Genomic DNA, 20,635 nt, shown 5'->3' on the forward strand with positions numbered 1-20,635 from the left:
CGCCCACCCTCTTGTTCAACCTCGGGCTCCGCCCGACCCCGTCGTAGCGGTGGCTGCCGCATTCGGGAAACCGAGCTTGCCCTGGTTGCAGCGCCCGTCGCCTGACCTCGGACTCCGCCCACCGCCATCGTCACGACGGCTGTCACATTCGAGCTTGTTCGACCTCAGGCTCCGCCACCGCCGCCATTACGGTGACTGCCTCATTCGGAGATCCGGGTTTGCCGTGGTTACAGCGCGTTGCCTGACCTCCGACTCCGCCCCCGTCGTTGCGGTGGCTGTCGCATTCGGGCTTTGACCTCTGCTCTGCCCACCCCCGTGGTTGCGGTGACTGCCGCATGCGGGAGTGCTTGCCACGCTTGCAGCGCGCCCCGGCCTCGGAGCGAGCCCGTGAAGACCTCGCCTCAGGGAAACGCGCCGGTAGCGGGATGTCGCCGGGAACAAGGGGTCGGGCCATGTGGTTAACTACATATGCCGGTGTGGATGTGTCCCCCGGGCCGCATTTACCGCCTTCACGGAATACCGTTCGGCTGGAGCCGTGTTGTGCATCTCGCCGAGGAGGCGACCACCACACCGGCCTTGCTCTTCCAGAACGCCCCTGCGGGGGCGTTCTTCTTTTGTGCCGGGGCTGGGCGGAGTGGGAGCGATCTTTGCCATGGCGTCATGGCGTCGTGCTGCCGGGAGCCGCTCGCCTCGGTGATGATGTACGCCCGGGGAACTACGCTTGACCTGGTCGCCTAGCGGAGGAGTGTCTGTGTTCTACCGTGTCGCCAAGTTTCTCAGCGTTCCCGCGGTGCATCTGGTGTGGCGGCCGAAGGTTGAGGGACGTGGCAATGTTCCCGAGCAGGGGCCGGCGATTCTGGCGTCCAACCACCTTTCCATTCTCGACTCCTTCTTCCTGCCGGCGCTGCTGCCGCGGCGGGTGACCTTCGTGGCCAAGAACGAGTACTTCACGTCGGGGAACCCGATCACTCGCATGATCATGCAGGGGAATCTGGCCATCGACCGGGACAGTGCGGGCGCGGCGCAGGAGATGCTCGATCTGGCGGCGGGCGTCCTGAAGGGCGGGGAACTCTTCGGCATTTATCCGGAGGGCACGCGGTCGCCGGACGGGCGGCTGTACAAGGGCAGGATCGGCGTGGCGTGGCTGGCGCTGACGACGGGGGCGCCGGTGCTGCCGGTGGCGATGCTGGGCACCGAGCGGGTGTTGCCGCCGGGCGCGTCCGTGCCGCGGGTGCACCGCATCGGGGTGCGCATCGGGGAGCCCATGACCTTCACCGGCGATCCCGGCCGGGCCCGCGACCGGCGGCTGGTCACCGACGAAGTCATGGCGGCCATCCAGCGGCTCTCCGGCCAGGAGTACGTGTCCTCGTATGCGAAACGCCCCACGCCGGATGCCTCGACGCCCGACGCCTAGCCCGCACGCCCAACCCAACCGGCGCCCAGGTTCAGTAGCAGTAGGTGAAGACGCACGCCACCCCAGTGGCCAGGCCATCGTGTAGATGCACGCCACCACGATGGCCGGGACATCGCAAAGACGCACGCCACCACGATGGCCAACCCGTTTTCCGGCCGATGGTGGCGGAGGCGGTTCGGGGGGACATCGCGAAGATGCACGCCACCACAATGGCCGGGACATGGCGAAGACACACACCACCCCAGTGGCCGGGACATCGCGAAGACGCACGCCACCCCAGTGGGCAGGGCGTCGTGAAGACGCACGCCACCCCAGTGGGCAGGGCATGGCGAAACCGCACGCCACCACAGTGTCCAGGCCGTCGTGAAACGCCTGCCTGGACAAAACCTGAAAGGTCACGAAACGGGCGCGCTAAGATCTCAGGCGAGCGTAAAGGGGGCATAGGGTGCGTGGACGGACGATAGCGATCACAACTGTGGCGGTCGTGCTGGTCGCCGGGGCTGCCGGCGGCGGCGCTTACTACTTGCTGCACACCCGCGGAACCCCCCAGGAGACCGCGCAGCGCTTCACCGCTGCCTGGGCCAAAGGCGACATGACGGCCATGAAGGCCGAACTCGCCACCCCCGCGACCGGCGAGTTCGACTCCGCCTACGCCGAGCTGACCAAGAACCTGAACGCCACCGCCGTCAGCGTCAAACTCGGCCCGATCACCGAGACCGGCGACGACAAAGCGACCGCCGCCTACACGGCCACGGCCGCACTCAAGAACATCGGCGACTGGACCTACACCGGCACCCTCGGCCTCACCGTCGCCGACCGGCACTGGAAGGTCGACTGGGCGCCCGCCGCCGTGCATCCCGCGCTCAACGGCACCAACCACCTCAAGCTCAAGACCACCTGGCCGGCCAGGGCCGCCGTCACCGACGCCGGCGGATCCCGCATCGACGGCGCCGACGTCGGCGGATCCGTCCAGCAGCTCGTCGGTTTCCTGGACAAGGCCACCGACAAGGACGTCAAGAAGCTCGGCCCGGCCTACCGCACCGGGCAGGCGGTCGGCCGCGGCGGGCTCCAGGAGACCTTCCAGAAACGGCTCGCCGGAACCCCCACCACCGAGGTGGTGGCCGGGGACGACAGCCTCGCCACCATCGAGGGCACCGAGGGCAAACCGCTGGCCACCACCCTTGACCTGCGCGTCCAGCAGGCGGCCGCGAACGCCGTACGCGACCTGGAGAAACCCACCTCGCTGGTGGCCGTCCGCCCGTCCAGCGGGGAGATCCTCGCCGTGGTCAACAACCAGGGCGGTTTCAACCGCGCTCTGGACGGCCGGTACGCCCCCGGCTCCACCTTCAAGACCGTCACCGCTGCGGGGCTGCTGGCCGCCGGGGTGAGCCCCAGCGAGCAGGTGAGCTGCCCCAAGGACGCCAACGTCGGCGGCCTCAAGATCCGCAACAGCGACCACGCCGCCTACGGCAACATCAGCTTCCTCGACTCCTACGCCCATTCCTGCAACACCACGTTCGCCCCCCTCACCCAGCAGCATCTCAGCGCCAAGGCCCTGTACGACACCGCCACCGCCCTCGGCTTCAACCAGCCGCTGAACATCGGCGTCCCCGCCACCAAGGCGAGCATGCCCCGCGCCACCAGCGACGCCGAGCTCGCGGCCGAGTCCTTCGGCCAGGCCAAGATCATCGCGAGCCCGCTGGTGATGGCCTCGGTGGCCGCCGCGATCGCCGACGGCTCCTGGCGCCCGCCCACCCTGGTCCCCAACCTCAAGCAGAAGGCCACCAAGCAGGCCCTCCCTGACGGCGTCGCCGAGCAGCTGCGCACCATGATGCGCGCCGTGGTCACCAAGGGCACCGCCATGGCCGCGGGCCTCCCCGCCGACACCTACGGCAAGACCGGCACCGCCGAATTCGGCGCGGGACCGGTGCTCGAATCCCACGCCTGGTTCCACGGCTTCCGCGGCGACCTCGCCTTCGCGGTCGTGGTCGAGGGCGGCGGAGGCGGCGGCAAGATCGCAGCTCCGGTGGCGGCCAGCTTCCTCCACGGCCTCTGACGTACACACCGACAACCATCACCGTCTTGACAAGAAGATTTGTCGGTGGCATCGTCTGAAGCATGTTCGATGTTGCAGTGATCGAAGACGCGGCTGCGGCCGAAGTGTCGCTGGATCCGGTGCGTGCGCGGCTGCTCGCTGAGCTCTCGGTTCCCGGGTCGGCCACCATGCTGGCCGCCAAGGTCGGGTTGCCCCGCCAGAAGGTCAACTACCATCTCAAGACCCTGGAAGCCCACGGCCTGGTCGAGCTCGTCGAAGAGCGCCGTAAGGGCAACGTCACCGAACGCATCATGCGGGCCACCGCCGCCAGCTACGTGATCTCCCCCGCCGCGCTCTCGGCCGTCCAGCCCGACCCCAGCCGAGCCCCGGATCGGCTCTCGGCGCGCTGGCTGCTCGCCGTCGCCGCTCAGCTCGTCCGCGACGTCGGCGCCCTCATCACCGGTGCCACCCAGGCGCAGAAGCGCCTCGCCACCTTCGCCATCGACGGCACCGTCCGGTTCGCCTCGGCCGCCGACCGAGCGGCCTTCGCGGAGGAGCTCACCGCCGCCGTCACCACTCTCGTCTCGCGCTACCACGACGAGAACACCACGGCCGGCCGGGACCACCGCATCGTCGTCGCCCTGCACCCCAGCGTTACCCGCGAGGACCCGGCCGGATAGTGGCCCGGGAATTATCCAGGCGCGATTTCTTCACATTTCATGCGCAGACGAGGATGCCGTACCTGAAGTAACTTGGAGGCGGTCCGAGTACTCGACGGGGAGGGCGAGGATGCGCCACATACGGGTTTCCACCGCCGACCGGGATCGCGCCTGCGACATTCTGCGGGAACACTTCGCGGTGGGCGACTGCAGAAAGACGAGTTACTCACCAGAATCGCGGCGGCGCAGGGAGCTGTCACCGTAGGCGACCTGAGCGAAATCTTCGCGGATTTACCCACGATCCCAGGTATGACTCTTCATCACACCACATATGCGCCCTCAATGCCCTACCCGCCGCAGCCTCAGTGGCCCGCCGCGCCCCACGCGCCCCACGCACCGCAACCCCAGCGGTCCGCAGCGGCCCACACGCACTACCCGCCCATGCCGCCCTACTCGACGAACTACGTCAACCCCTGGACGCCCGCCTCCGGCATCCCCGACCCGGGCTCCAGGTACGACAAAGCCGCGCGATTCCTCTTCGGGCTCGGCTTCCTCACCTTCGGCAGCACCTGGATCGTCGCCATCGTCCTGTCTCTGAAAGCCCAGCGGCTCCGTACCGACCCCGACACCACGCCTCCGGAGCGGCGCAAGGTCGCCGTCATCGTCGCCGCCACCACGGCCGCTGGCCTGCTCCTGCTCGGCTCCGGGCTGAGCACGCTCGTCGACGACGACATTCCGGCCGGTGCCCAGGACGGCGTCGCGGTCGAAATCGAGATCACCAGCAACGGAGCCCCCGGCCTGGCGTACGACATGATGATCGACGTCGGTGGTCAGAAGAGTTCCGGCGACGGAGTCCCGTTGCCGCACCGGAAGGTCTTCCACACCAACTCTCTCTGGGGACTGAGCGTGACCGCCAGCGCGGTGGACGACGAGGACAGCGGAGAAGCCGAAACGCAGACCCTCACCTGCGTCATCAAAGTCGGCGGCGAGATCCTCGCCCGCAACACCTCGACGGGGGACGGCGGCCAGGTCTGCACGGCCTCCTACAGCGAATAGCCGCTAGAAGACCAGTGCCGCCGCCGCGTCATGCCGGAACGCCATGATCAGCAACGTGGCGATCAGCGTCGCGATCAGCAACCAGCTCACCGCGATCACCACCGTCGAACGCCGCGGGCGCCTGCGCCTTCGGCGATCGCCCCGTCGCCGGCCGTGTTCCCCGCGCTCCACGCGCTCATTGAACGACTCAAGGCGGGCGGCGAGCCGCGGATCCTCATCGCTGAGGTGCCGCTCGATCATCGCCAGCATCCGCTCCTCGTCCTGCGACCAGGCCATGGCGCACCTCCCCGGGATGCAAGGTGTGTGCCGACGTTCTGCCCAACCATGAAGATCGTTAGCCGTTTGCAGGGCGGGTATTTACCGGCCGTTTGCCGCCAGCGGCAACTCCCCGCGAACCACCGATCAAGCCGTGAACAGCCAACACTCCCCACCAACCCGATAAATCCGCTGATCAGTGACCAGTGTGACCCACATCACATCAACAAGATGCCGGACTGGAACGTCCTAGGGAAGGTACGGGGACATAACACCACTAGGGGAATCAATTGCCGATCTCGGGGGCATTACGTCGCGCTGCCATCAGGGCGCTCGAAAAACGGGACCAGCGGCGCGCCAGAAAAGCACCACCACGGGACACCCGCGAGATCCGCATCCTGCTCCTGCACGCCAACGGCATGGGCGGCACCATCCGTACCGTATTCAACCTCGCCGGGCACCTCGCCGAAAACCACGACGTGGAAATCGTCAGCCTTGTCCGCGAAAGCCCGGAACCATTCTTCGACGTCCCGCCCGGCGTCCGCATCCGCTATCTCGACGACCGCGTCGACGGCAGAAAAGGCCTGCTCAACCGATTCCGCAGCCGCCTCACCCCACCCGACGAAACCGCCGCCCACTGGTTCACCCTCAAAACCGACCTCGCCCTCCTCCGCTACATCCGCGCCCGCCGCCGCGGCGTCCTGATCGGCACCCGCCCCGCCCTCAACCTGCTCATCGCCAGAACCGCGGGACCCGAGATCATCACCATCGGCCAGGAGCACGCCAACCTCGCCGCCCACCAGCCGGAAACCCGCAAACAGATCATCCGCCGGTACGGCAGGCTCACCGCCCTGGTCACCCTCACCCAGGCCGACCTGCACGCCTACCGCAAAGCCGTCAGACGCCCGCCCGCCCACCTCACCCAGATCCCCAACGCCGTCACCCGCCTCAACGGCCCGCTCGCCCACCGGACCGTCCCCGTCGCCGTCGCCATCGGCCGCCTGAACCACGCCAAGGGCCACGACCTCCTCATCCGCGCCTGGGCCCACGTCCACCGCCGGCACCCCGACTGGACCCTGCGCATCTACGGCCGCGGCCCCCGCCACGACAAACTCCAGGAATCCATCGACAAACGCGGCCTCACCGGCCATGTTCTCCTGATGGGCCCGGCCGACGACGTCGGCGCCGCCCTCGCCGAAGCCGCCGTCAGCATCCTCAGCAGCCGCCGTGAGGGCATGCCCATGACCATCCTCGAAGCCATGAGCAAAGCCGTCCCCGTCATCGCCTACGACTGCCCCACCGGCCCCGCCGAGATCATCACCCACGGCCACGACGGCCTCCTCGTCCCGCCCGAGAAGATCCACGCCCTCGCCGAGGCCATCACCACCCTCATCACCGACCCCGACCTCCGTACCAAACTCGCCACCCAGGCCCGGATCACCGCGGCCCAGTACGACATGACCGCCATCGGCCCCCGCTGGGACAAACTGCTCCGAACTCTCACCTGAACCCGTCAGCCGACGTGGACCACCGGGCGGCGTTCTGTCTCGGGTTCCGCCTGGCGCAGCACCTCACGGGTGAGCGGCGGGATGTCGCCGCCGCCGAAGACTAGGTAGCGCAGCAGCGCGCCGATCGGGTTGCCCTCGGCGGCCCAGTGGTAGTAGACGTGCGGCGTCTTGCCGGTCTGGTCGCGCAGGTAGAGCAGCAGGGCCGCGATGGAGTTGGCGATGGAGGAACTCTCCATCCGCAGGACGCGGAAACCGTGCCGTTCCTCGCCGACGACCCGCAGTTCGCCCGCGAACTCCGACGCGTCCGGGACGGTGACCTCCAGGAACAGCGGGCCCTCGGCGGCGCGCAGCCGGTGCAGCTCCCACGCCTCGCGGGCCTTGCCGACGTATTCGGCGCGGTCGCGCGCGTTCGGCTCGTTGGCGATCAGCCGGATCTCGCCGGCCTCGTTGATGAAGCGGCGGGCCAGGTCGTCCAGGGTGATGTGGGTGACCCGCAGTTCGGTGGAGCGGGTCGCCCGGGAGATCAGTGAGGTGACCACGATGGCCAGGACGAACAACAGGGCGATGACCAGGCCGTCGGGGCGCTCGATGATGTTGGCCACGGTGGCGTACGCGAAGATCAGCGTGATCACCGCGAACGGGATCGCGGTGCGGGTGCGGCCGGCCGTCCACGCCGACAGGGTGACCGCGACCGCGGCGGACAGGATCAGGGCCAGCACGCCGGTGGCGTACGCGCCGCCCTGGGATTCCACGTCGGCGCCGAAGAACAGGGTGAGGACGAAGGAGATGGCGGTGAAGACCAGGACCATCGGCCTGGCGGCGCGTGACCAGTCGGGGGCCATGCCGTACCGGGGGAGGTAGCGGGGCACGATGTTGAGCAGGCCGGCCAGCGCCGAGGCGCCGGCGAACCACAGGATGGCGATCGTGGACAGGTCGTAGGCGGTGCCGAACCAGTCGCCCAGGTACTCGTGGGCCAGGTAGGCCAGGGCGCGCCCGTTGGCCGCTCCGCCCTCGGCGAACTCCGCGGCGGGGATCAGCACGGTGGTGGCGAAGCTGGAGGTGATCAGGAAGACGCTCATGATCAGCGCCGCCGTGGTCAGCAGCTTCTTGGCGCCCGCGATCCGCTGGGCCAGGTCGCCCTTGACCAGCGGCATCACGGCCACGCCCGTCTCGAAGCCGGACAGGCCCAGGGCGAGCTTCGGCATCACGTACAGCGCGACGGCGATCATCGCGATCGGGCTGGAGTGCTCGCTGGTCAGCGTCGCCCGCCAGTCGGTGACCAGCGCGGGATCGGCGAGGACGTGCCCCAGGGCCACGCCCACCACGACCACGTTCAGCACCAGATAGACGGCGACCAGCACGACCGCGATCGAGATGGCCTCGCTGAACCCCAGCAGGAACACCCCGCCCAGGGCGGCGATCAGCGCCAGGGTGACCGGCACCTGCCAGCCGGAGAAGAACTCCGGCACGAACGGGTTGTGCAGCACGTGCGCGGTGGCGTCGGCCGCCGACAGAGTGATCGTCACGATGAACGCGGTGGCCACGAAACCGAGCAGGAACAGCACCAGCAGCTTGCCGCGCCAGCCGGGCAGCAGGCGCTCCAGCATCGACAGCGAACCCAGTCCGTGCGGGCTCTGCTCGGCGACCGCGCGGTAGGTCGGCAGCGCCCCGAACAGGGTCAGCGCCACCAGCAGCACGGTGGCGATCGGGCTGAGCGCCCCGGCGGCCAGCGCCGCGATGCCCGGCTGGTAGCCCAAAGTGGAGAAATAGTCGACGCCGGTCAGGCACATCACCTGCCACCAGGAATGCTGATGGGCCGGCGGCTCCTCGTGATACGGGCCGCTGGACGGCGACGCCGACCGTTGCAGGCCCTTCAGCAGCCAGCCGCGCAGCCTTGACTCGGGCGGAGTGGGGGGTGAGGTGGCTGCCACGATTTCTCCCTGCTCGGTTGGCCGACAGGTGCTCATGGTGCACCACGGCGGGAGTGTGGCGTCAGAGGTTCCGCGCCCAGGAGTGCAGGTTGTCGGCGAGTGCGGTGACCTCGGCCCGGAGTTCCGCCGGGCGTACGACGGTGAAGGGCCAGCCGAGGCCCGCCAGCATCTGGGCCATGCCGTCGAGGCGTTCGGCCCGGGCCAGGAGGCGGACGCCGGACTCTGTCTCGGTCAGGGAGGCGACTGAGGGCGGGACGCGGCGTCGCACGTCCGTGAGCGGGGCGTGGAGGAGGACTTCGACTTCGTGCTGAAAGGGGACGCCGGCCAGGGAGGTCAGGACGTGGGCGACCGCGTTGAAGTCGTCCGGGGGCGCGAAAGTCGTGTCCAGGACCTCGACGGAGGCCACCCGGTCGAGGCGGAAGGTGCGCATGTCCTGGCGGAGGTGGTCCAGGCCGGTCACGTACCAGCGGGCGGAGTGCAGGACCAGGCCGTAGGGGTCCAGGTCGCGGGTGGTGGGGGCGCCGCGGAAGGAGCGGTACTCCATGCGGACGCGGTGGCGGCGGCGGATCGCGTCGGCCAGGGAGAGCAGCGCCGACGCGGCGAGCGGCGGCGAGGCCGGGCGGTGGAAGGACAGGCCGACCGTTTCCGAGATCGCGCGCACGCGCTCGCCCAGCGTTTTGGGGAGGACGCGTTCGATCTTCGCCAGGGCGCTCTCCGTGCCCACCGCGACGCCGTTGTGCCGCCCGACCAGCAGGCCCAGCACCACCGCCGTCGCCTCGTCCTCCGACAGCATCAGCGGGGGCAGCTTGTAGCCGGGCAGCAGGCGGTAGCCGCCGTAACGGCCGCGTTCCGCCTGGACCGGCACGCCCAGCTCGGTCAGCCGGGCGGCGTAGCGGCGTATCGAGCGTTCGTCGACCTCCAGGCGGGTGGCCAGTTCCGGGCCGGTCAGGCCGGGGCGGGCCTGGAGCAGCTCCAGCATGGCCAGCACACGATTCGTCGTCATATCAGGACCGATTCTGTCCGGATATATCCATACAGTCGAGTCAACGAGAGGAGCGTTATGAGTACTTTTGTTCTGGTTCCGGGGTTCTGGCTGGGGGCGTGGGCCTGGAAGGACGTCGTCGGCGAGCTCAGGAAGGCGGGGCACACCGCGTACCCGATCAGCCTGACCGGGCTCGCCGACCGCGCGCATCTGGCCTCGCCCGGCCTCACGCTCGACGACCACATCGACGACATCGTCAACCTGGTGTCCTACGAGGACCTGCACGAGGTCATCCTGGTCGGGCACAGCGGCAGCGGCGGCGTGGTCACCGCCGCCGCCGACCGGATCCCCGACCGCGTCGCCCGCGTCGTGTACGTCGACAGCGGCCCGGTTCCGAATGGCATGGCCCAGATCGACCTGGTCGGCCGCGAAGCCGTGGAGGCGGCGCTCGTCGACGGCTACCGTTTTCCCTTCGTCCCGCTGGAGGCCCAGGATCAGGGCACCCGGCTCGACGGGCTCACCCCGGAGATCAGGGAGCTGATGACCGCCAAGGCCACCGACCAGCCGCTCGGCCCGATCAGCCAGCCCTTCTCCCTCACCGGCGCCGTCGACAAGCTCCCCAAGACGATCGTGAGCTGCATGTTCTCCGAGGCCGAGATTACTGACCTGATGGCCCAGGGGCACCCCTACTTCGCGGCGGTGACCGGCCCCGAGTGGCAGATCCGCGAGTTCCCCACCAGCCACTGGCCGATGTTCTCCCGCCCGGCCGATCTCGCGGCGCTGCTGATGTCTTTGTAGGACATTTGTCCTCCTCAATCGAGGATTGAGCGGCCTGCCGGGCGTCCCGTGCGGAAAATACCGTTCTGACCATGACAAACGCAGTCGTCCTCGACGACGTACGCAAGAGCTACCCGGATGTGACCGCCGTCGATGGCCTGTCGCTCACCGTCCCGGAAGGGCAGACGCTGGCCCTGCTCGGAGCCAACGGCGCGGGAAAGTCCACCGCCATCGGCATGCTGCTCGGCGTGATCGCGCCCGACTCGGGGCGGGCGCTGTTATACGGGCGGGATCCGGCGCAGGCCGTACAGGCCGGGATGGTCGGCGCGATGCAGCAGGAGGGCGGCACACCCGGCCGGGTCACCGTCAAAGAGCTGCTGACCTTCATCAGAGCGACCTATCCGGACCCGATGCCCTTCGCCGACCTGGCCGCCATCGCGCAGGTCACCGGCCTGGAACGCAAACGCGTGGAGAGCCTGTCCGGCGGCCAGCGGCAGCGGGTGCGCTTCGCGATGGCGCTGGCGGGCGACCCCGGCCTGCTGGTCCTCGACGAGCCCACCGCCGCCCTGGACGTGCGGGCCAGGCGCGAGTTCTGGGCCGCCATGCGCCGCCTCAACGAACGGGGCAAGACCATCCTGTTCGCCACCCACTACCTGGAGGAGGCGGACCGGCACGCCGACCGCATCGTCGTCCTGGCCGAGGGCCGGATCGCCGCGGAAGGCACCGGCGCCGACATCAGGGCGCGGGCCGAACTCGCCGCCGCCAGCCCGCTGGAGGACGCCTTCCTGGCCCTGACCTCGAAGGGAGAGGACCGGTGATCGCCTACATCCGGCTGGAGACCCGCAAGATGATGCGGGACACCGGCTACGTGACCATGGGCCTGGCCATCCCGGTGACCATGTATCTGCTGTTCACCACCCTCGCCCTGCCCCCCGAGGCGCGCGCCGGGGGCGCGCTCTGGTCCATGGTCGCCATGGCCGCGTACGGCGCGCTCGGCGGCGTCTTCAGCAACGGCACCGGCATCGCCGAGGACAAGGCGCTCGGCTGGATGCGGCAGCTCCGCATCACCCCGATCACCCCGTTCCACGTCATCGCCGGGAAAACCGCCACCGCCGCGATCATCGTCGTCCCGTCCATCGCGCTCGTCCTCGCCGCCGGCGCCCTGATCAACCGGGTCAGCCTCGACCCCGCCCAGTGGCTCACCGTCGCCGCCCTGCTCTGGGCCGGCACCATCCCGTTCAGCCTGTTCGCCCTCGGCAACGGCTACCTGCTCTCCCCGCAGAACGCCGCCACCGCCAACCTGGCCACCTACATCGGCATGTCCGCCCTCGGCGGCCTCTGGTTCCCCACCACCAACTTCCCCGCCTGGCTCGGCGCCGCCGCGACCTGGACGCCGGTCAACAACTACGCCAACCTGTCGTGGAGCGTCGCCTTCGACCACTCCCCCGACCCGCGCTCCGCCCTGGTGCTCCTGGCCTGGACGGCGCTGGCCGCCGGCTACGCCCGCCGCGGTTACCTCCGCTCCGGGCGCATGGTCTGATGGAAGCCGTGCGCACCCCCGACTCGGCCGGCATGTACGTGTGGGTCCTGCTCTGCGGGTTCCCCATCGCCGAGATCATCGCCGGCGGGCACCGGCCGCTCTGGCTGGCCTGGCCCGCGATCGCCGCCGTGGCCGCCCTCTACCTGTGGACCATCAGGCTCGCCTTCGCCGATCGGGCGCGGGCCGTCAGGATCGCCCTGCCCGCCCTGCTCGTGGTCGGCGTCGCCGCCAGCGTCGCCTTCCAGGGCGCCTGGTCGTTCGTGCTCACCATGGTGGCGATCGCCGTCGGCATCACGGTCCGGGCCGCCCGCGGCATCCTGTTGATGCTCGCCCTCGCCGCGGTCGCCGTCGCCGTGTCGGCCGACTTCGGCCCGCTCGCGATGGGGTTCTCCGCCTGGGGCGTGTTCGTCGCCGGGCTCATCCCGTGGATCATCGTCCAGCTCTGGGGCACCATCCGCGAGCTCACCGAGACCCGCCGCGAACTGGCCAGGGTCGCCGTCTCCGAGGAACGGCTGCGCTTCTCCCGCGACCTGCACGACCTGCTCGGCCACACCCTCTCGGTGATGGTCGTCAAAGCCGAGGCGGTCCGCCGCCTGGCCCCCGGCGACGGCGCGGCCGCCGCCCGGCAGGCCGCCGACATCGAGCAGATCGGCCGCCAGGCCCTGGCCGAGGTGCGCGCCGCCGTCACCGGCTACCGGGGGCGCGGCCTGGACGCGGAACTCGCCGCCGCCCGCGACGTCCTCACCGACGCGGGCGTCGACCTGCTCGTCCAGGCCCCCGAGGTACGGCTCCCGCCGGAGACCGACGCCCTGCTCGGCTGGGCCGTGCGCGAAGGGGTGACCAACGTGATCCGGCACAGCGCCGCCCGCTCCTGCCGGATCACCCTCAGCCGGGCCGGCGAACTGGAACTGGAGATCCTCGACGACGGGCGGGGGGCGCGCGAACCGGTGGAGGGGCACGGGCTGGGCGGGCTGCGGGAACGGGTCGAGGCGGCCGGGGGGCGGCTGGCCGTGACCGGGGCCGACGGGTTCCGGCTGCGGGTTACCGTACCGGCATGATCAGAGTGCTGCTGGCCGAGGACCAGACCATGATGCGCGGCGCGCTCGCCCTGCTGCTCGGCCTGGAGCCGGACATGGAGGTGGTCGCGCAGGTCGGCGACGGGGACGCGGTGGTGGCCGCCGCGCTGGACTCCCGGCCGGACGTGGCCCTGCTCGACATCGAGATGCCCGGCCGGAGCGGCCTGGACGCCGCCGCCGACCTGCGCGAGCGGGTGCCGGAATGCAGGGTGCTGATCCTCACCACCTTCGGCCGCCCCGGCTACCTGCGCCGCGCCATGGAGGCCGGCGCGTACGGCTTCGTGGTCAAGGACGGCCCGGTCGAGGAGCTCGCCGCGACCATCCGCCGGGTCCTGGCCGGGGAACGCGTGATCGACCCGGCCCTGGCCGCGGCGGCGCTCAGCACCGGCCCGAGCCCGCTCACCGACCGGGAACGCGACGTGCTCGCGGTCGCCGGGGACGGCTCGACGATCGCGGACATCGCGGCCCGGCTGCACCTGTCGGAGAGCACGGTCCGCAACTACCTGTCCGCGGCCATCGGCAAGACCGGCACCCGCAACCGGGTCGAGGCGGCCAGGCTGGCCCGCCGCAACGGCTGGCTGTGACGCTCACCCCACGGCATGGGCGGCCACGTCCTTGAAGGTGACCTCGGCCAGGGCCCGCTGGCCCGCGGCGTTCGGGTGGAAGAAGTCCCAGCCGCTGACCTGGCCGAGCGTGAACGGGTAGCCGAACAGGGCGCCGCCGTCGTAGCGGCAGGCCGGGCCGTACGCGGCGCAGGCCGCCGCCAGCTCGGCGTTGTACGCCACGACGCGCGCCCGCACCCTGTCCCTGCGCTCCTCGTCCTTCTTCGCCTTCGACGCCGGATTGGCCAGCAGCGCCTGGCAGACCCCGCCGATCGACCAGAACGTGCGCGCCAGCACGTTGGCCTTCCCGACCCGCCACAGGTGCTTGACGTCCGGGATGCTGGCCACGAACACCTGCGCCCCGCCCGGCCGCAGCTCCCGCAGCGCCGCCGTGATCCGCTGCCGGTAGGTGGCGACCGCCGTCATCGACTGCTCCGAGCGTGTGCAGACGTCGTTGGCGCCGATCAGGATCGTGACGTAGGTGGCCTTGGCCGCTACCGCCTCGCGTACCTGCCCGAGCAGGTCGGCACTGGTCGACCCGGACTCGGCGAAGTTCAGATTGCGGCCCATGACGTCCGCTCCGGCGGCCAGCATGCGCAGATAGTGACTGTTGACGTCGGCATGGTCCCCCGCCGACCAGGAGCGCGACGGGCAGTCGACGAACCAGCCGCAGGCGTTGAACCCGACGCTGATCGAATCCCCCAGCGCCACCAGAATCACCGGCTCACGGGGAGCCGCGGCCGCCGCCGTAGCCGGCCAGCACAGCGTCACAGCGGCGAACACGGGCATGATCTTCCTGATCACGGACACCTCCGGGTGCCCAAGGTAGAGATCACGAAGAGGTCTGCTCTATCACCGTCCGGGCAGTCGTCGCTTCCATGACCAAGTTCCTATCGCCACTTGACGTGGAGCCCCCGCCCAAGGGGCACCCAATGTCGAACACGTTCAGTTTCTGCGTAGAGTGTGTGGAGTGAGTGTCGCTCTCGGACTAAAACGTCCCATGGTGGTTCGCACGGTTCCGGTAGGCGACCCCGGGGACCTGATCGCGCGCCTCCCCGACAACGCCCCCTTCGCGTGGGTCCGGCACGGCGACGGCCTGGTCGGCTGGGGCGAGGCGGCCCGCGTCACCGTCCCGCACGGCCCCGGCCGGTTCGCCTGGGCCCGCGCCTGGCTCACCTCGATCTTCCGCGCCGCCGACATCCACGACCCGGTCGGCCTGCCCGGCTCAGGCCCGGTCGCCTTCGGCTCCTTCACCTTCGACCCCGACTCGGCCGGCTCCACCCTCGTCGTCCCCAAGACCGTGCTGGCCCGCCGCGACGGCCGCGCCTGGCTGACCACCATCGGCGAGGACACCCTCGACCTGGTCACCCCCGTCCGCACCCCCGGCCGGATCCGCTACAGCGACGGCGCGCTCACCACCATGGAGTGGGAGCACGCGGTCGCCACCGCGGTCAAGGAGATCAACAGCGGCCGGCTCGACAAGGTCGTGCTGGCCCGCGACCTGATCGCCACCGCCGACCGCAGGATCGACCCGCGCGCCCTGCTGGCCCGGCTGGCCGCCCGCTACCCCGAGTGCTACACCTTCTCCATCGGCGGCCCGGCGGGCGGACTGGTCGGCGCGACCCCCGAACTCCTGGTCCGGCACACCGGCCGGGCCATCGAGTCACTGGTCCTGGCCGGGACCTCACCGAGCGGCGCCGACCCGGCCGAACTGTTCGGCTCCGCCAAGAACCGGTACGAGCACGCCTGCGCGGTCGCCTCCGTCCGGGACGCGCTGGCCACGCTCTGCGGCACCCTGGACGTGCCCGACGACCCGGAATTACTTGTGCTGCCCAACGTGCAGCACCTGGCCAGCCGCGTCACCGGGCGGCTCTCTGACGGCGCGTCCGTGCTGGACGTGGTCGCCGCCATGCACCCCACCGCCGCCGTCGGCGGCACCCCCACCGCGACCGCGCTGGAGGTCATCCGCGAACGCGAGGACATGGACCGCGGCGGCTACGCAGGCCCGGTCGGCTGGATCGACGCCCGCGGCGACGGCGAATGGGGCATCGCCCTGCGCTGCGCCGCCATCACCGGCGACCGCGCCCGCCTGTTCGCCGGCTGCGGCATCATGGGCGGCTCCGACCCGGCCGGCGAACTCGCCGAGGCCCAGGCCAAGCTGCGGGTCATGCGGTACGCGCTGGAGGGGTGACCCCCGTCACGGCGCGGGCAGGTGCAGCCCCGCGCCCGGCGCCGCGACCGCCCGCCCGGCCGTCGCCGTGGCCAGCCAGTCGGTGAAACCCGGCAGGCCGCTCTCGGCGACCGCGACCTCGAAAGCGACCTGGCCGCCGTAGGCGACGCCGCGCGGCGGATGTCCTGAGCCGCGCAGGTCGTTCTCCAGCCGCCCGGCGTGCGCGTGGTCGATGGTGACCGTGACCAGCCGGGCCGGCACCATCCGCACCGGGGACGCCCGGTCCAGGGTCTCCCCCACCGCCCCGCCGTACGCCCGGACCAGGCCGCCCGCGCCGAGCAGGACGCCGCCGAAGTAGCGGGTGACCACGGCCACCACGTCCGCGAACCCGCGCCGGGTCAGCACGTCCAGCATCGGCGTCCCCGCCGTCCCGCCGGGCTCGCCGTCGTCGTCGGCCCGCTGGGCCCGGGTGCCGATCACGTAGGCGGTGCAGTTGTGCGAGGCGTCCCGCCGCCGGCGCGCCGCGATGAACGCCCGCGCCTCCTCCTCCGACCCCGCCGGAGCCAGCGCGCACAGGAACCGCGACCGCCGCACCTCGGTCTCGTGCTCCACGACCTCGCTGATGGTGGTGTACGGCATGAGCCCAGCGTAACCAGGCTGCCACCTTTACAAAGTATGTCCGATATTCGGCCGCCCGGTACACTGCAAGCACCCGCGTAGAGACGGAGGACGATCGATGAACGAGACCCTGAACACCGTGGACGGCCGATCCGTGCTGCGGATGGAACGCCCGCTCGCGCACCCGCCAGGGAAGGTCTGGCACGCGATCACCGACCCCGGCGGCCTCAGCGCCTGGTACCCGTTCCCGGCCACCGAGCTCGACCCGCGCCCCGGCGGGACGATCGTCTTCGACGACGGCGCGGGCACCATGCTGAAGGCCACGATCACCGAGCTGGACCCGCCGCGCGTCTTCGCCTTCAGCGAGCACGCCCCCACCTCGATGCCCAGGGAGAGCGAGGACCTGATCCGCTTCGAGCTCCGCCCCACCCCCGGCGGCTGCCAGCTGATCTTCACCCACACCTTCGACGACCGGTACGCCGCCGCCAGCTACGCCTCCGGCTGGCAGACCTGCCTCGTCGCGCTGGAGTTCCTCCTCGACGGCCGCCCCTTCACCCCGCCCGAGGGCAACTTCCCGGAACTCCACGAGGAATACGTCACCCGCTTCCACCTGGACGAGGGCACCACGACGCCGGAAGGTGTGCGCTTCGAACGCCAGCTCACCAAGCCGATCCCCACCGCGCTGGCGGCCCTGGAGGCGGCCGACTGGCCGTCCGCCGAATACCACCTGTCGGCCGGGACCGGGCATGGCGCCCGCCTGGTCGTCACCGCCGCCGACGACCCCGGGACGGCGCTGCCGGAATGGCGCGAGCGGATCAACGAATTCGTCCGCCGCCTCGGCTGACCGCATTTGTCATGACATTCTGACCTCCGGTAATCTCGGAGAGTGACCTCGACGCGGTTGGAATTCGACCTGGACCGGTCGAGCCCGGTGCCCCTCTACTTCCAGGTGGCCGAGCAGATCTCGGAGGCGATCAGCTCAGGTGAGCTGACGCCGGGATCCCGGCTGGACAACGAGATCCTGCTGGCCGACCGGCTCGGCCTGTCCCGCCCGACCATCCGGCAGGCGATCCAGTACCTGGTGGACAAGGGGCTGCTGGTCCGCAAGCGCGGCGTCGGCACCCAGGTCGTGCACGGCCAGGTCAAACGCTCGGTCGAGCTCACCAGCCTCTACGACGACCTGCGCCGCGCGGGACAGGACCCCGCCACCCGGGTCCTGTCCTTCGGCACGGCGGCCGCGGACGAGAGCGTGGCCACCGTGCTCGCCGTCCCGGCCGGCACCGAGGTCCTGCACCTGGAACGGCTGCGCTCGGCCGCCGGGGAGCCGCTGGCGCTGCTGCGCAACTGGCTGCCGCTCGGCCTGGCCCCGCTGACCGCCGGCGCGCTGGCCGAACGCGGCCTCTACGAGCTGCTGCGCACCGCCGGCGTCCGGATGCGGGTGGCCAACCAGCGCATCGGCGCGCGCGCCGCCTCCCCCGCCGAGGCCCGCCTGCTCGGCGAACGCCGCGGCGCGCCGCTGCTCACCATGGTCAGGACCACCTACGACGACCAGGGCCGCGCGGTCGAGCACGGCTCGCACGCCTACCGGGCCTCGCACTACTCCCTGGAGGTCACGCTGATCGAGCGCTGACCTCCTCCGCGACGGCGCGCGCGGCGACCCGCTTCTTCAGCCACAGCGTGGTGCCGATCCCGAACAGGACGGCCACCACCAGCCCCACCCAGGAGAAGCCCTTCAGCCACTGCTCGGCGACCACGCCCAGGTGGTACACGACCGCCGTGGTGCCGCCCGCCCAGGCGATCCCGCCCAGCACGTTCGCCACCAGGAACTGCCAGTACGGCATCCGCAGCGCCCCCGCCAGCGGCCCCGCCAGGATCCGCAGCAACGCCACGAACCGCCCGAAGAACACCGCCCACATCCCGTACCGCTGAAACATCGTCTCCGCTCTGGCGATGTGCGCGGGCCCGAAGTGTTTGGGGAACCGCCGCCCCAGCCGGTCGAACAGCGGTTTCCCGCCCTTCTTCCCGATCAGGTAGCCGATCGAGTCGCCGACGATGGCCCCCACGCTCGCGCAGACCCCCACCATGACCGGGCTCACCACGCCCTTGGCCGCCAGCAGCGCCGAGCTGACCAGCACGATCTCGCCGGGCAGGGGGATTCCGAGGCTCTCCAGGCCGATGACCACGCCGACCAGCGCGTACACCCAGATGGCCGGAATCGACTGCAACCACTCATCGACGTGCATGCTCACCCCTGTCGGTCGAGACAGCTATTCTCCCTCGACCGGGAGGCTGCTCCGAACGGGAGCCTGGCAGGCCCGGCTTGCGATCGGCCTGCAGGCCACCGTCAGTAGCCGAGGGACACCAGCCCGGCGTGCGCCGCCTCCCGCATCCCGCCCCGCACCGCCACCGAGGCGGCCCGGTCGGTCCGCACCTCCACGATCCGCAGGCCGTCGCCCTTGATCGCCCTGGACAGCTCGTCCGGCTCCTCCACCCGGGTGTAAGGCGTGCCGGTGGCCGCCGCCAGATACCCCAGGTCGACGCCGTGCGGCGTGCCGAAGACCCGCTCGAAGGGCGCGCCCAGGGACGCCTGCGGCAGCATCGAGAAGATCCCGCCGCCGTCGTTGTTGGCGACCACCAGGCAGAGGTCGGGCCGGGGCTCCCTGGGCCCGAGGATCAGCCCGTTCTGGTCGTGCAGGAAGGTCAGGTCGCCGATCAGCGCGTAGGAGGGGCCGTTGTGGGCGAGGGCGGCCCCGATCGCCGCCGACACCACCCCGTCGATGCCCGACGCGCCGCGGCAGGCCAGCAGCCGCAGCCCGCGCCGGGGCCGCATCGCCCAGTCCAGGTCCCGGATCGGCAGCGAGGAGCCGCAGAACAGCTGGGCGCCGTTGGGCAGCAGCGCGCCCAGGTCGCGGGCCGTCCTTGGCTCGCTCGTCCCCGAGGAGTCCAGCACCTCGTCCAGGGCCTCGCGGGTGGTGAGGTCGGCGTGCCGCCAGGAGTTGAGCCACTCGTCGTCGCCGGCCGTGACCGGGATCTCCACCGCCTGCGCGACCTGGGTCGCCGACCGGGTCGGGTCCGGCCACCTGGTCAGGTCCTGGGCGACCACGATGTGCTCCTGGGCGCGCTTCAGCCAGGACAGCAGCGGCCGGGACAGGCCGGGGCGGCCCAGCGTGACCACCACCTCGGGCACGTGCGCCTCGGCGAAGGCCGGGTTGGCGAGCAGGAAGTGGTAGGTGGACATGGCGTGGTCGCCGTACCGGCCGTTGCCGCTGGGCTCGGACAGGACCGGCCAGCCGGCCATGCCGGCCGCCGCCACGTAGCGGCGGACGTTGATGGCGCCGTCGCCGACCACCAGCACACCGCGGCGGGTCGGCGAGATGTGCAGCGCCGCCGACGGCGGCGCGACCCTGGACCTGATCCACGGGCCGTTGACGTCGCCCTCCAGGGACTCACACCAGGTGGAGTCGCCGTCGGGGATCAGCGGCTCGCGGAAGGCCACGTTGAGGTGGACCGGGCCCGGGTCCATCGGGCCGGCCGCGCGCTGGTGGGCCCGGCAGGCCAGCGACCGCCAGTAGGCGACCTGGCCGGGCCGATCCTCCGGCACGCCCACCTCGGCGAACCAGCGGACCGCCGAACCGAACAGCTTCACCTGGTCGATGGTCTGATTTGCGCCGGTGCCGCGCAGCTCGGGCGGCCGGTCGGCGGTGAGCACCAGCAGCGGCACGCCGGACTCGTGGGCCTCGATCACGGCCGGGAAGAAGTTGGCGGCCGCGGTGCCGGAGGTGCAGATCAGCACGACCGGCTTCTCGGCCCGCTTGGCCAGGCCGAGCGCCAGGAAGGCGGCGGAGCGTTCGTCGATCCGCACGTGCAGGCGCAGCCGGGACTCGGCGTGCGCGGCCAGGGCCAGCGGAGCGGAGCGGGAGCCGGGGGCGAGCACGACCTCGGTGAGCCCGCAGCGGACCAGCTCGTCGATGAGCACCCCCGCCAGCGCGGTGGCCGGATTCACGACAGACCC

The 20,635-nt window shown here is 70.9% G+C and carries 20 protein-coding genes and 1 pseudogene; 14 read left to right on the plus strand and 7 right to left on the minus strand.

The features are described 5' to 3' along the window. Positions 1-751 precede the first annotated feature (751 nt). The 5 genes and pseudogenes from Acor_RS18530 (at position 752) to Acor_RS44430 (ending at position 5,164) form a co-directional block, all read left to right on the plus strand. Complete coding sequence (locus tag Acor_RS18530; protein WP_218034356.1) at positions 752-1,414, plus strand: lysophospholipid acyltransferase family protein; 663 nt, start codon at positions 752-754, stop codon at positions 1,412-1,414. Positions 1,415-1,889: 475 nt separating this feature from the next. Continuing rightward, positions 1,890-3,470: a penicillin-binding transpeptidase domain-containing protein gene (locus Acor_RS18535; protein ID WP_246238738.1), complete on the plus strand. Its 1,581-nt coding sequence runs from the start codon at positions 1,890-1,892 to the stop codon at positions 3,468-3,470. Between the two features lie 62 nt (positions 3,471-3,532). Beyond that, positions 3,533-4,129, plus strand: a complete 597-nt coding sequence (locus Acor_RS18540) for an ArsR/SmtB family transcription factor (protein WP_155337938.1) — start codon at positions 3,533-3,535, stop codon at positions 4,127-4,129. 72 nt (positions 4,130-4,201) lie between these two features. Further along, positions 4,202-4,393 (plus strand): annotated as a pseudogene (locus tag Acor_RS46315) (hypothetical protein); the annotation flags it as partial. Positions 4,394-4,549: 156 nt separating this feature from the next. Further along, positions 4,550-5,164, plus strand: coding sequence for a hypothetical protein (locus Acor_RS44430; RefSeq protein ID WP_246238740.1), 615 nt, complete (start codon positions 4,550-4,552; stop codon positions 5,162-5,164). A gap of 3 nt (positions 5,165-5,167) precedes the next feature. Here Acor_RS44430 and Acor_RS18550 read toward each other — a convergent pair whose 3' ends face one another. Further along, the gene (locus Acor_RS18550) at positions 5,168-5,440 is read right to left on the minus strand and encodes a DUF3040 domain-containing protein (RefSeq protein ID WP_155337940.1); all 273 of its coding nucleotides are present in this window, start codon (positions 5,438-5,440) and stop codon (positions 5,168-5,170) included. 269 nt (positions 5,441-5,709) lie between these two features. On the opposite strand from Acor_RS18550, the gene Acor_RS18555 reads away from it, so the two are divergent. Continuing rightward, positions 5,710-6,927: a glycosyltransferase family 4 protein gene (locus tag Acor_RS18555; RefSeq protein WP_246238742.1), complete on the plus strand. Its 1,218-nt coding sequence runs from the start codon at positions 5,710-5,712 to the stop codon at positions 6,925-6,927. A gap of 5 nt (positions 6,928-6,932) precedes the next feature. Here the strand turns inward: Acor_RS18555 and Acor_RS18560 are convergent, their stop codons facing one another. Continuing rightward, complete coding sequence (locus Acor_RS18560; protein ID WP_155337941.1) at positions 6,933-8,858, minus strand: amino acid transporter; 1,926 nt, start codon at positions 8,856-8,858, stop codon at positions 6,933-6,935. Between the two features lie 61 nt (positions 8,859-8,919). Beyond that, positions 8,920-9,861: a helix-turn-helix transcriptional regulator gene (locus Acor_RS18565; RefSeq protein WP_155337942.1), complete on the minus strand. Its 942-nt coding sequence runs from the start codon at positions 9,859-9,861 to the stop codon at positions 8,920-8,922. A gap of 57 nt (positions 9,862-9,918) precedes the next feature. On the opposite strand from Acor_RS18565, the gene Acor_RS18570 reads away from it, so the two are divergent. The 5 genes from Acor_RS18570 to Acor_RS18590 all read left to right on the plus strand — a co-directional run bounded on the left by Acor_RS18570 (position 9,919) and on the right by Acor_RS18590 (position 13,817). Then, positions 9,919-10,638 (plus strand): alpha/beta fold hydrolase, encoded by a 720-nt coding sequence (locus Acor_RS18570; protein WP_155337943.1) that lies wholly within the window; start codon positions 9,919-9,921, stop codon positions 10,636-10,638. A gap of 71 nt (positions 10,639-10,709) precedes the next feature. Continuing rightward, entirely contained in the window at positions 10,710-11,435 is a 726-nt protein-coding gene (locus Acor_RS18575; RefSeq protein ID WP_155337944.1) for an ABC transporter ATP-binding protein, read from the plus strand. Further along, the gene (locus Acor_RS18580; RefSeq protein WP_155337945.1) at positions 11,432-12,157 is read left to right on the plus strand and encodes an ABC transporter permease; all 726 of its coding nucleotides are present in this window, start codon (positions 11,432-11,434) and stop codon (positions 12,155-12,157) included. The genes Acor_RS18575 and Acor_RS18580 overlap by 4 nt, the downstream gene beginning before the upstream one ends. Next, on the plus strand, positions 12,157-13,215 hold the full coding sequence (locus tag Acor_RS18585; protein ID WP_155337946.1) for a sensor histidine kinase: 1,059 nt from the start codon (positions 12,157-12,159) through the stop codon (positions 13,213-13,215). The genes Acor_RS18580 and Acor_RS18585 overlap by 1 nt, the downstream gene beginning before the upstream one ends. After that, positions 13,212-13,817: a response regulator transcription factor gene (locus Acor_RS18590; protein ID WP_155337947.1), complete on the plus strand. Its 606-nt coding sequence runs from the start codon at positions 13,212-13,214 to the stop codon at positions 13,815-13,817. Before Acor_RS18585 ends, Acor_RS18590 begins: the two co-directional genes overlap by 4 nt. Positions 13,818-13,820: 3 nt before the next feature. Here Acor_RS18590 and Acor_RS18595 read toward each other — a convergent pair whose 3' ends face one another. Further along, a complete protein-coding gene (locus tag Acor_RS18595) occupies positions 13,821-14,639 on the minus strand; it encodes a GDSL-type esterase/lipase family protein (protein ID WP_246238745.1) in 819 nt (272 codons plus the stop codon). 166 nt (positions 14,640-14,805) lie between these two features. Here Acor_RS18595 and Acor_RS18600 point away from each other — a divergent pair, with 166 nt between their 5' ends. Continuing rightward, positions 14,806-16,026 (plus strand): isochorismate synthase, encoded by a 1,221-nt coding sequence (locus Acor_RS18600; RefSeq protein WP_422664815.1) that lies wholly within the window; start codon positions 14,806-14,808, stop codon positions 16,024-16,026. A gap of 6 nt (positions 16,027-16,032) precedes the next feature. Here Acor_RS18600 and Acor_RS18605 read toward each other — a convergent pair whose 3' ends face one another. Then, a complete protein-coding gene (locus Acor_RS18605; RefSeq protein WP_155337949.1) occupies positions 16,033-16,644 on the minus strand; it encodes an IMPACT family protein in 612 nt (203 codons plus the stop codon). Between the two features lie 97 nt (positions 16,645-16,741). Between Acor_RS18605 and Acor_RS18610 the strand changes: the two genes are divergently transcribed. Next, positions 16,742-17,467, plus strand: a complete 726-nt coding sequence (locus Acor_RS18610; RefSeq protein ID WP_155337950.1) for an SRPBCC family protein — start codon at positions 16,742-16,744, stop codon at positions 17,465-17,467. A gap of 42 nt (positions 17,468-17,509) precedes the next feature. Further along, on the plus strand, positions 17,510-18,253 hold the full coding sequence (locus Acor_RS18615; RefSeq protein WP_155337951.1) for a GntR family transcriptional regulator: 744 nt from the start codon (positions 17,510-17,512) through the stop codon (positions 18,251-18,253). Here the strand turns inward: Acor_RS18615 and Acor_RS18620 are convergent. Further along, positions 18,234-18,866: a DedA family protein gene (locus Acor_RS18620; RefSeq protein ID WP_155337952.1), complete on the minus strand. Its 633-nt coding sequence runs from the start codon at positions 18,864-18,866 to the stop codon at positions 18,234-18,236. The genes Acor_RS18615 and Acor_RS18620 overlap by 20 nt on opposite strands. A 101-nt stretch (positions 18,867-18,967) precedes the next feature. Continuing rightward, complete coding sequence (gene menD, locus Acor_RS18625; RefSeq protein ID WP_155337953.1) at positions 18,968-20,626, minus strand: 2-succinyl-5-enolpyruvyl-6-hydroxy-3-cyclohexene-1-carboxylic-acid synthase; 1,659 nt, start codon at positions 20,624-20,626, stop codon at positions 18,968-18,970. Positions 20,627-20,635 lie beyond the last annotated feature (9 nt).

It is taken from the genome of Acrocarpospora corrugata (genome assembly GCF_009687845.1).
GTDB classification, from domain to species: Bacteria; Actinomycetota; Actinomycetes; order Streptosporangiales; family Streptosporangiaceae; genus Acrocarpospora; species Acrocarpospora corrugata.